This is a genomic window from Streptomyces sp. CBMA29, from assembly GCF_014596445.1.
Lineage (GTDB): Bacteria > Actinomycetota > Actinomycetes > Streptomycetales > Streptomycetaceae > Actinacidiphila.
Genome location: NZ_MECL01000165.1, coordinates 25532 through 34271 on the forward strand (window position 1 = coordinate 25532; position 8740 = coordinate 34271).

Here is an 8740-nt window from a genome sequence, read left to right on the forward strand (position 1 = left end):
CCCTTGACGGTGCGTCGGATCAGGCCACGGCGGCCGTGTCCGGGGTGCGGGTCCCGGTGTCCCCGCCGTCGCCGTCGTCGTCGCCCTCCATCGCGATGCCGCGCCGCTTGGAGATGTAGACCGCGACGACGATGACGGCGATCGAGACGACCGCGACGGTGACCCGTACGCCGAGATTCGCGTCCACGCCGTAGCTGAACTTGACGATCGCGGGGGCGATCAGCAGCGCCACCAGGTTCATCACCTTCAGCAGCGGGTTGATGGCCGGGCCCGCGGTGTCCTTGAACGGGTCGCCGACCGTGTCGCCGATGACGGTCGCGGCGTGGGCCTCGCTGCCCTTGCCGCCGTGGTGGCCGTCCTCGACGAGTTTCTTGGCGTTGTCCCAGGCGCCGCCGGAGTTGGCCAGGAACACCGCCATCAGCGTGCCCGCGCCGATCGCGCCCGCCAGGTACGAGGCGAGCGAGCCGACGCCGAAGGTGAAGCCGACCGCCACGGGCGCGAGGACGGCGAGCAGGCCGGGCGTGGCCAGTTCGCGCAGCGCGTCCTTGGTGCAGATGTCGACCACCCGTCCGTACTCGGGCAGTTCGGTGCCGTCCATGATCCCCGGGTGTTCGCGGAACTGCCTGCGCACCTCGTAGACCACCGAACCCGCGGACCGGGAGACGGCGTTGATGGCGAGGCCGGAGAAGAGGAAGACGACGGCCGCGCCGAGCAGCAGCCCGACCAGGTTGTTGGGCTGGGAGATGTCCAGGGACAGCCAGCGGGCGTCGGACGCGCTCGGATGGGCCTTGCCGACGGCGGTGTCGATGGCCTCCTTGAACGAGCCGAACAGGGCGGTGGCGGCCAGTACCGCGGTGGCGATGGCGATGCCCTTGGTGATGGCCTTGGTGGTGTTGCCGACGGCGTCGAGGTCGGTGAGCACCTGGGCGCCCTCGCCGTGCACGTCGCCGGACATCTCGGCGATGCCCTGCGCGTTGTCGGAGACGGGTCCGAAGGTGTCCATGGCGACGATGACGCCGACGGTGGTCAGCAGGCCGGTGCCCGCCAGCGCGACCGCGAACAGCGCGAGCCAGACGGAGGTGCCGCCGAGCAGGAAGGCGCCGTAGACGGACAGGCCGATCAGCACCGCCGAGTAGACCGCGGACTCCAGCCCGAGTGAGATCCCGGACAGGATGACGGTGGCCGGGCCGGTCAGCGAGGTCTTGCCGATGTCGCGGACCGGGCGCCTGGTGGTCTCGGTGAAGTAGCCGGTGAGCTGCTGGATCACCGCGGCCAGCACGATGCCGATGGCGACGGCGACCATCGCCAGGGTGCGTGGGTCGCCGGCGTGGCCGGAGATGTCGCTGTCGACGCCCTTGAGGTCGGCGTAGGAGGACGGCAGGTAGGTGTAGACGGCGATGGCGACGCCCACCAGGGAGATGACCGCCGAGATGAAGAAGCCGCGGTTGATGGCCGTCATGCCGCTGCGGTCGCTGCGGCGGGGGGAGACCGCGAAGATGCCGACCATCGCGGTGAGGACGCCGATCGCCGGGATGAGCAGCGGGAAGGCGAGGCCGGAGTCGCCGAAGGTCACCTTGCCGAGGATCAGCGCGGCGACCAGCGTGACGGCGTACGACTCGAAGAGGTCGGCCGCCATGCCCGCGCAGTCGCCGACGTTGTCACCGACGTTGTCGGCGATGGTCGCGGCGTTGCGCGGGTCGTCCTCGGGGATGCCCTTCTCGACCTTGCCGACCAGGTCGGCGCCGACGTCGGCCGCCTTGGTGAAGATGCCGCCGCCGACGCGCATGAACATCGCCAGCAGCGCCGCGCCGAATCCGAATCCTTCGAGCACCTTGGGCGCGTCGGCCTTGTAGATCAGGACGACGGCGGACGCGCCGAGCAGGCCGAGGCCCACGGTGAACATGCCGACGACGCCGCCGGTCCTGAACGCGATCCGCATCGCCCGGTGCGACACGTCGGTCAGGTCGGCCGGGGGTTCGCCGGGTGCCGGGGTCGCCGATCTGGCCGCGGCGGCGACCCGCACATTGCTGCGGACCGCCAGCCACATTCCGACATATCCGGTGACCGCGGAGAACCCGGCGCCCACGAGAAAGAAGATCGACCGGCCGATCCGCTGCGAAGTGGTGTCCGAGGGCAGCAGCATGAGCAGGAAGAACGCCACCACGGCGAAAATTCCCAGGGTACGGAACTGCCGTGCGAGGTAGGCGTTGGCGCCTTCCTGCACGGCAGCCGCGATTTTCTTCATGCTGTCGGTGCCCTCGTCCGCTGCGAGCACTTGACGTACCAACACCGCGGCGAGCGCGAGTGCGCCCAGTGCGACGACGGCGATGATCCATACGAGGAGACGATTTCCGTCGGTCAGTACCGGTGTCGCGGCAAGCGTGTGAGGGGTAAGTGGCCCCGCCATTCGTCCTCCTTGACGTTTGGCGCATGGGCGTGCGGCTTCACGGCTCGACAAGCCGCAACGCTCAGGCGAGCTGAGCAAGATGGACGGATTGTAGGGAGCCGCAGCACTTCAAAACAGGGTGCCGCGTCGAAAAAGGATATTCGTGAACGCGGCGCTCGCCTGTGAACAGGAGTGAGTGTCGCCTGTGATCAGGCGAGAAAGATGATCTGAGGGGCGGCCGGGGTCCGCGTCGCGCTCAGAACGGTGACCCGGTCCAGCCGGTCGGCCGGTCGAGCGGGTCCGGCGGTCTACGGTCAGGCGGGCGTGACGATCGGCCAGCTCATGCGGATCACGCCGCCGATGGCGGTCTCGGTGACCTCGACGTCGTCAACCAGGCCGCTGATCACGGCGAGGCCCATCTCACCCTCGTCGCTCAGCTCGTCACCCGCGGCGTCGGACGCGGAGCCCGAGGCGTTGCCCGGGACCTCGTCGGCGACCTCGATGGAGAACTTCTTCTCCTCCTCGGTCAGCATCACCCGGACCGGTTCTTCCACGCCGTTGCCACGGTGCAGACCCACCGCGCGACTGCACGCCTCGCCCACCGCGAGCCGTACCTCGTCCAGAACCGCCTCGTCCACCCCCGCCCGGCGCGCCACCGCCGCCGCTACGAGCCGTGCTGTTCGCACATGCTCCGGCTGGGCGCTGAAGAGCAGTTCTACGGTGGGCATGGCCTCCCCTTCGGTCCTTTGGGTGGGCATCACGGGGGCCCGGACGGTGATCCCGTCCGGTACCCCTCGACGGCGATCGTCAGTCGGTCGCCGCGACAGCCTCGTCGACCGAGGTGTGAATCGGGAACACCTTGGTCAGACCGGTGATACGGAAAATCTTCAGAATGCGCTCCTGGTTGCACACCAGTCGCAGCGATCCTTCATGAGCACGCACCCGCTTCAGCCCGCCGACGAGCACACCCAGGCCCGTGGAGTCGAGGAAGTCCACTCCCTCCATGTCCACGACCAGGTGGTAACTCCCGTCGTTCACAAGCTCCACAAGCTGTTCCCGCAGCTTGGGCGCGGTGTACACATCAATCTCGCCGCCGACTTCGACGATCGTACGATCGCCGACGGTTCGGGTCGACAGGGACAGGTCCACGGATCCTCCAGCACCTTGCATCGACGCGGCGCCCCCCTGGGGCCCCCACCAGAAGGTAGGGGACGGATCGACGGCCGCGATGGCATTCAATCACTTCGCAGCGGGCGAGCACGACGCCTTACTGCGATTGTCCGTCACGCCGGTGACACACTGAGTGCCGATGGCCCAGGATCATCTTCCGCAGTCGGCGCACGGCCGCCCGTCCCCCCGGACCGCTTTGGAGCGGCTCGCCAGGGGGTCCGACCGAGCCGCGCGCATCACCCATACGGAGCACCTGCCCCCGCGGGTCGGACGCCATGCGTCCTGGCCCGACACGATCAGAAGCGAGGTCGTGGACGCGATCCGCGCGGCCGGGATCGACCGTCCCTGGGAACACCAGGCGCTGGCCGCGGGCCACGCGGCGCGCGGCGAGTCGGTGGTGGTGGCCACCGGAACCGCCTCCGGGAAGTCGCTGGCGTATCTGGCACCGGTACTCAGCGCCCTGCTGGACGGCTCCGAGGCGCCGAACGGCCGGGGCGCCACCGCGCTCTACCTGTCCCCCACCAAGGCCCTGGCCGCCGACCAGCGCCGCGCCGTCACCCGCCTCGCCGCACCCCTGGGCACCGCTATCCGCCCCGCGGTCTACGACGGTGACACCCCCGTCGAGGAACGCGAGTGGGTCCGGCAGTACGCCACCTACGTGCTCACCAACCCGGACATGCTGCACCGCGGCATCCTGCCCGGCCACGCCCGCTGGGCCTCCTTCCTGCGTCAACTGCGCTACGTGGTGATCGACGAGTGCCACACCTACCGCGGTGTCTTCGGCTCGCACGTCGCCCAGGTGCTGCGCCGCCTGCGGCGGGTCTGCGCGCGATACGGGGCCGAGCCGGTGTTCGTGCTGGCCTCCGCGACGGCCGCGGACCCGGCGCGGGCCGCCTCCCGGCTCACCGGGGTGCCGGTGGCCGAAGTGACCGAAGACACGTCGCCGCGCGGCGGCCTGGCCTTCGCGCTGTGGGAGCCGCCGCTGACCGAACTGTCGGGCGAGCACGGCGCTCCTGTGCGCCGCACCGCGACCGCCGAGACCGCGGAACTCCTCACCGACCTGGTCGTCCAGGGCGTGCGCAGCGTGGCCTTCGTCCGCTCCCGTCGCGGCGCGGAACTGGTCGCGCTGATCGCCCAGGAACGCCTGGCCGAGATCGACCCCTCGCTGCCCGAGCGGGTCGCCGCCTACCGCGGCGGCTACCTCGCCGACGAGCGCCGGGCCCTGGAACGCGACCTGCACTCCGGCCGCCTGCTCGGCCTCGCCTCCACCTCCGCCCTCGAACTGGGCGTGGACATCTCCGGCCTCGACGCGGTCCTGCTGGCCGGCTACCCGGGCACGCGGGCCTCGCTGTGGCAGCAGGCGGGCCGCGCCGGACGGACCGGGCAGGGCGCGCTGGCGATCATGGTCGGCCGGGACGACCCGCTGGACACTTATCTCGTCCACCACCCCGAGGCGATCTTCGAGCAGCCCGTCGAGAGCACCGTCCTGGACCCGGACAATCCCTACGTGCTGGCGCCGCACCTGTGCGCCGCCGCGGCCGAGCTGCCGCTCACCGACGACGACCTCGTCCTGTTCGGACCCGAGGCGGCATCGCTGATGCCGCAGCTGGAGAAGCGCGGGCTGCTGCGCCGGCGCGCCTCCGGCTGGTTCTGGACCCGCCGCGAGCGGGCCGCAGACCTCACCGACATCCGCGGCGAGGGCGGCAGTCCCGTCCAGGTCGTGGAGACCGTGACCGGGCGGCTGCTGGGCACGGTGGACGCCTCCTCGGCGCACACCGCCGTCCACGACGGCGCCGTCCACCTCCACCAGGGCCGCACGTACCTGGTGAAGCGGCTCGACCTGGAGGACGGCGTGGCGCTGGTCGAGCCCGCCGACCCGTCCTACTCCACGATGGCCCGCGACACCACCGACATCCGGGTGCTCAGCGGCGACCTGGAGGAGCCGTGGGGCGAGGCGCGGATCCACTTCGGCTCCGTCGAGGTGACCCACCAGGTGGTGTCCTTCCTGCGCCGCAAGCTGATCACCGGTGAGATCCTCGGCGAGACCAAGCTCGATCTGCCCCCGCGCACCCTGCGCACCCGGGCCGTGTGGTGGACCGTCACGGACGCGCAACTGGACGCCGCCCGGATCCACCCCGAGGAGCTGCCCGGCGCCCTGCACGCCGCCGAGCACGCCGCGATCGGCCTCCTCCCGCTCTTCGCGACCTGCGACCGCTGGGACATCGGCGGGGTCTCCATACCCCTGCACGCCGACACCGGCCTGCCCACCGTCTTCGTCTACGACGGCCACCCCGGCGGCGCGGGCTTCGCGGAACGCGCCTTCCACACCGCCCGCACCTGGCTCACCGCCACCCGCGAGGCCATCGCCTCCTGCGAATGCGAATTCGGCTGCCCCTCCTGCGTCCAGTCCCCCAAGTGCGGCAACGGCAACGACCCCCTGGACAAGGCCGCCGCGGTCCGCCTCCTGGACTGCCTGCTGACGGCGGGCGCCGCCGAGGACGGCGCCGGGTCCGAGGCTGGTCCTGAGGCGGGGGACGGCGTCGGGGCCGGGTCCAAGGCCGGTCCTGAGGCCGCGCCCGGTGCCGTCGACGGTGGCCGGGCCGAGGTCAGGACCGGGACCGGGGTCGGGACCGGGGTCGAGTGACGGTCCCGCGCGGGACCGCACGCGGGCGCCGTCGACCTCCGCGGTGACGTCGGAGACCTCACCCGCCACCGCGCAGCTCACCAGCCGGGCGCCTTGCGCCCCCGCCACCTCGGCCGCCAGCCCGCAGGCCCGCGTACGGCCCTCCAGCGCGTGGTCGGCCGCGGCGAGCACCGCCAGATCTGCGGCCCCGCCCGCCCGGTGGCGGGCGATGACCGCCTCGTCCATGAAGAGCACGGCGGCGAAGACGGCGCCCAGCACGGCGATCAGCCCCAGTGACCACACGGTGGCGGAGCCCCGGTCCCCGCGGGGCGCGTGGGCCTTCACGGCTGCCCACCCCCGCCCACGGCGTCCTCGGCGAGCGCGACGGCCTCGGCCCGCAGGGTGACGGGGAAGCGCGGCGCCGGGACGGTGATCCGGACCCGGATCAGGTCGCCCGACCGCTCCACGCTGACCCGCGCTCCGGACGGCGCGGCCTCCCGCGCCACCCGCAGCACCTCTCCCTGCGCCTCGGAGCGTGCCGCGGCCCGCGCCCCCGCCCGCGCCGCGTCCACGCACCGCACCTGCGCCGCAGCCGCCATCAGGCCCCAGATCAGGGCGGCGGTGAGCGCCACCAGCATCGGGATCACCATGGCGGCCTCCGCCGTCACGTACCCCTGGTCGCGCCGGGGTCGGCCCCGCTCAGAACGGCACATGGAGTGCCTTCACGATCACGCCGGTCAACGCCGAGCGCACCGGCCCGCTCGTCACGATCTTGTAGAGCACCGCCGCGAACCCGCACGCCGCGATCGTCCCCACCGCGTACTCGGCCGTGCTCATCCCCGCCTCCGCCGCCGTACGGCTCAGGACCCTGTACCGCGCCGCCCTCCGCCGCATCCGGGCGACCCACCGCCGCCGCTCGGCCCGCGCCACGCGAACCGCGCGCGGCACCGGCGGCACCCGGAGCGCGGGCGGAGCCGAAGTCCTCGCGCCGGGCCGGTTCGTCGAGTTGATCGAGTTCGCCGGGACCGTCTGGGCCGTCTGGGCCGTCTGGGCCGTCTGGGCCGTCCGGGCGAGGTGCTGGTCCATCGTCTGATGTGTCATCGGGATCTCCTGGTGTCGTGGATGTGCGTGTGGACGTGGGTGTTCGAGTCGTTCGAGTCGTTCGCTTCGGGTGGTGCGGTCGGGCGCGGGCGCTCCGGGCGGGGTGTCAGCCCGCGCGTCCGAGGACCGTGCCCGCCAGGCCCATCACCACGGGGGCGACGCCGACCAGCAGGAAGGCCGGGAGAAAGCAGACCCCCAGGGGCGCGGTGGCGTGCACCGCGGCCCGCCGGGCCCTGGCGAGCGCCGAACGGGCGTACGCGGCGCGGTAGTCCGCGGCCAGCCGGGACATCTCCGCGACCGGCGCGCTGCCCGTCGTGGAGGCGCGGGCCAGGCAACGCCCCATCTCGCGGGCGGCTGGCAGCCGTCCGAACCGCTGCCAGCACTCCGCCGGGTCGCCGCCCAGTCGCAGCTCGGCCCTGACCCGTATCAGCGCGGTCCCGAGCGGCCCGGCCAACGACCGGCCCACGGCGCCCGCCGCTTCTCCGGGTGAGGCCCCGGCCGCGAGGCAGGCGGCCATCAGGTCCGCGCAGAGCGGGAGTTCCGACGGATCGGGCTCCTCGTCCGCCCCGGAGCTCTCTGTGGCGTTCTGCCGCCCCCGGAGTGATCTCCTGACCCCGAGGGCCGTGAGGACCCCCACCAGGCCGCCCAGCACCCCGCTGATCAACGTCGCGGCACCCAGTCCGGCCGCGACCGGCGGACCCCAGTCGCGCAACGGTCCCCTGAGCCGCCGCAGCGCCCGCCCGGGGGACCTCCGCGGCCGCCCGGTCCCCAGCGCCGCGCGCAGCCGCCGCGCCGCCGTTTTCTCCCTCCGTGCCTCGGCCAGCGCCCCGTCGACGGCGATCACCGCGGTTGCCACCAAGGCGAGCGCCACGAGGGCTGTCCCCAGGCTGTGGACACTCCCGCCGTTCACCGCCGCCCCCGGTCGCGCGACCCCAGCGGGATCACCGCCTGTCCCCGGCCGGCCGCCGCGGAATCGATCACCGCGCGGCCCGCCGCCGGAGAGCCGATCCCCGAAGAACCGTCCTTCACGGAAACGGCGGCCATCGAACCGTCCTTCGCGGGACCGGCGGCCCGAGATCGTGCCGCCGTCGGTCCGCCCTCCGCCGCGCGAATGATCCGCGCCGTCCACGCGAGCCCCGCCCACTCCAGGCAGCCGCCCGTGACCAGGCAGAGCAGTCCCGCCGGGGTGTGCAGCAGCACCGCTGAGGGATCGGCGCCCAGGCCCGCGCCGAGCACGACGCCGAACAGCGGCAGCAGCGCGAGCAGCACCGCCGTGGATCTCGGACCCGCCAACTGGGCCCGCAGGTCGTCGCGTTGGTCGGCGTCCGCCCGTAGCGCCGCGGCGACCCGGTCAAGCGCCGCGGCCAGTCCTGCGCCGCCGTCCACCGCGACCTGCCAGCAGGCGGCGACCGCGGCGAGCCCGTGCGTCCCCGCGCCGAGCCGGGACGCCTCCCGCAGCG

At 72.8% G+C, this 8740-nt stretch carries 9 protein-coding genes and 1 pseudogene; 2 read left to right on the forward strand and 8 right to left on the reverse strand.

The features are described from left to right. Positions 1 to 19 precede the first annotated feature (19 nt). The 3 genes from BGM09_RS21845 to bldG form a co-directional block, all read right to left on the reverse strand. Positions 20 to 2407, reverse strand: a complete 2388-nt coding sequence (locus tag BGM09_RS21845) for a sodium-translocating pyrophosphatase (RefSeq protein WP_188283359.1) — start codon at positions 2405 to 2407, stop codon at positions 20 to 22. Positions 2408 to 2700: 293 nt separating this feature from the next. After that, positions 2701 to 3114 carry an ATP-binding protein gene (locus tag BGM09_RS21850; protein ID WP_188283360.1) on the reverse strand — a complete coding sequence of 138 codons (414 nt, stop codon included), beginning with the start codon at positions 3112 to 3114 and terminating at the stop codon, positions 2701 to 2703. A 79-nt stretch (positions 3115 to 3193) separates the two neighbouring features. Then, the gene (gene bldG, locus BGM09_RS21855) at positions 3194 to 3535 is read right to left on the reverse strand and encodes an anti-sigma factor antagonist BldG (protein ID WP_031520166.1); all 342 of its coding nucleotides are present in this window, start codon (positions 3533 to 3535) and stop codon (positions 3194 to 3196) included. 160 nt (positions 3536 to 3695) lie between these two features. Here bldG and BGM09_RS21860 point away from each other — a divergent pair, with 160 nt between their 5' ends. Then, positions 3696 to 6200, forward strand: a complete 2505-nt coding sequence (locus tag BGM09_RS21860; protein ID WP_188283361.1) for a DEAD/DEAH box helicase — start codon at positions 3696 to 3698, stop codon at positions 6198 to 6200. Between the two features lie 72 nt (positions 6201 to 6272). Here the strand turns inward: BGM09_RS21860 and BGM09_RS21865 are convergent. The 3 genes and pseudogenes from BGM09_RS21865 to BGM09_RS21875 all read right to left on the reverse strand — a co-directional run. After that, a pseudogene (locus tag BGM09_RS21865) lies at positions 6273 to 6524 on the reverse strand (Rv3654c family TadE-like protein); the annotation flags it as partial. After that, positions 6521 to 6892: a TadE family type IV pilus minor pilin gene (locus BGM09_RS21870; RefSeq protein WP_188283362.1), complete on the reverse strand. Its 372-nt coding sequence runs from the start codon at positions 6890 to 6892 to the stop codon at positions 6521 to 6523. The gene BGM09_RS21870 and the pseudogene BGM09_RS21865, both read right to left, overlap by 4 nt. After that, entirely contained in the window at positions 6879 to 7016 is a 138-nt protein-coding gene (locus tag BGM09_RS21875) for a DUF4244 domain-containing protein (RefSeq protein WP_262928397.1), read from the reverse strand. The genes BGM09_RS21870 and BGM09_RS21875 overlap by 14 nt, the downstream gene beginning before the upstream one ends. On the opposite strand from BGM09_RS21875, the gene BGM09_RS21880 reads away from it, so the two are divergent. Then, a complete protein-coding gene (locus BGM09_RS21880; protein ID WP_188283369.1) occupies positions 7009 to 7272 on the forward strand; it encodes a hypothetical protein in 264 nt (87 codons plus the stop codon). The two genes, BGM09_RS21875 and BGM09_RS21880, sit on opposite strands and share 8 nt — an antisense overlap. A gap of 114 nt (positions 7273 to 7386) precedes the next feature. On the opposite strand, the gene BGM09_RS21885 is transcribed toward BGM09_RS21880, so the two are convergent. Together BGM09_RS21885 and BGM09_RS21890 are read right to left on the reverse strand one after the other, a co-directional pair. Next, on the reverse strand, positions 7387 to 8151 hold the full coding sequence (locus BGM09_RS21885; protein WP_317452823.1) for a type II secretion system F family protein: 765 nt from the start codon (positions 8149 to 8151) through the stop codon (positions 7387 to 7389). Positions 8152 to 8186: 35 nt separating this feature from the next. Beyond that, positions 8187 to 8740: type II secretion system F family protein (locus BGM09_RS21890; RefSeq protein WP_188283364.1), on the reverse strand; the 554-nt coding region annotated here is incomplete at its 5' end.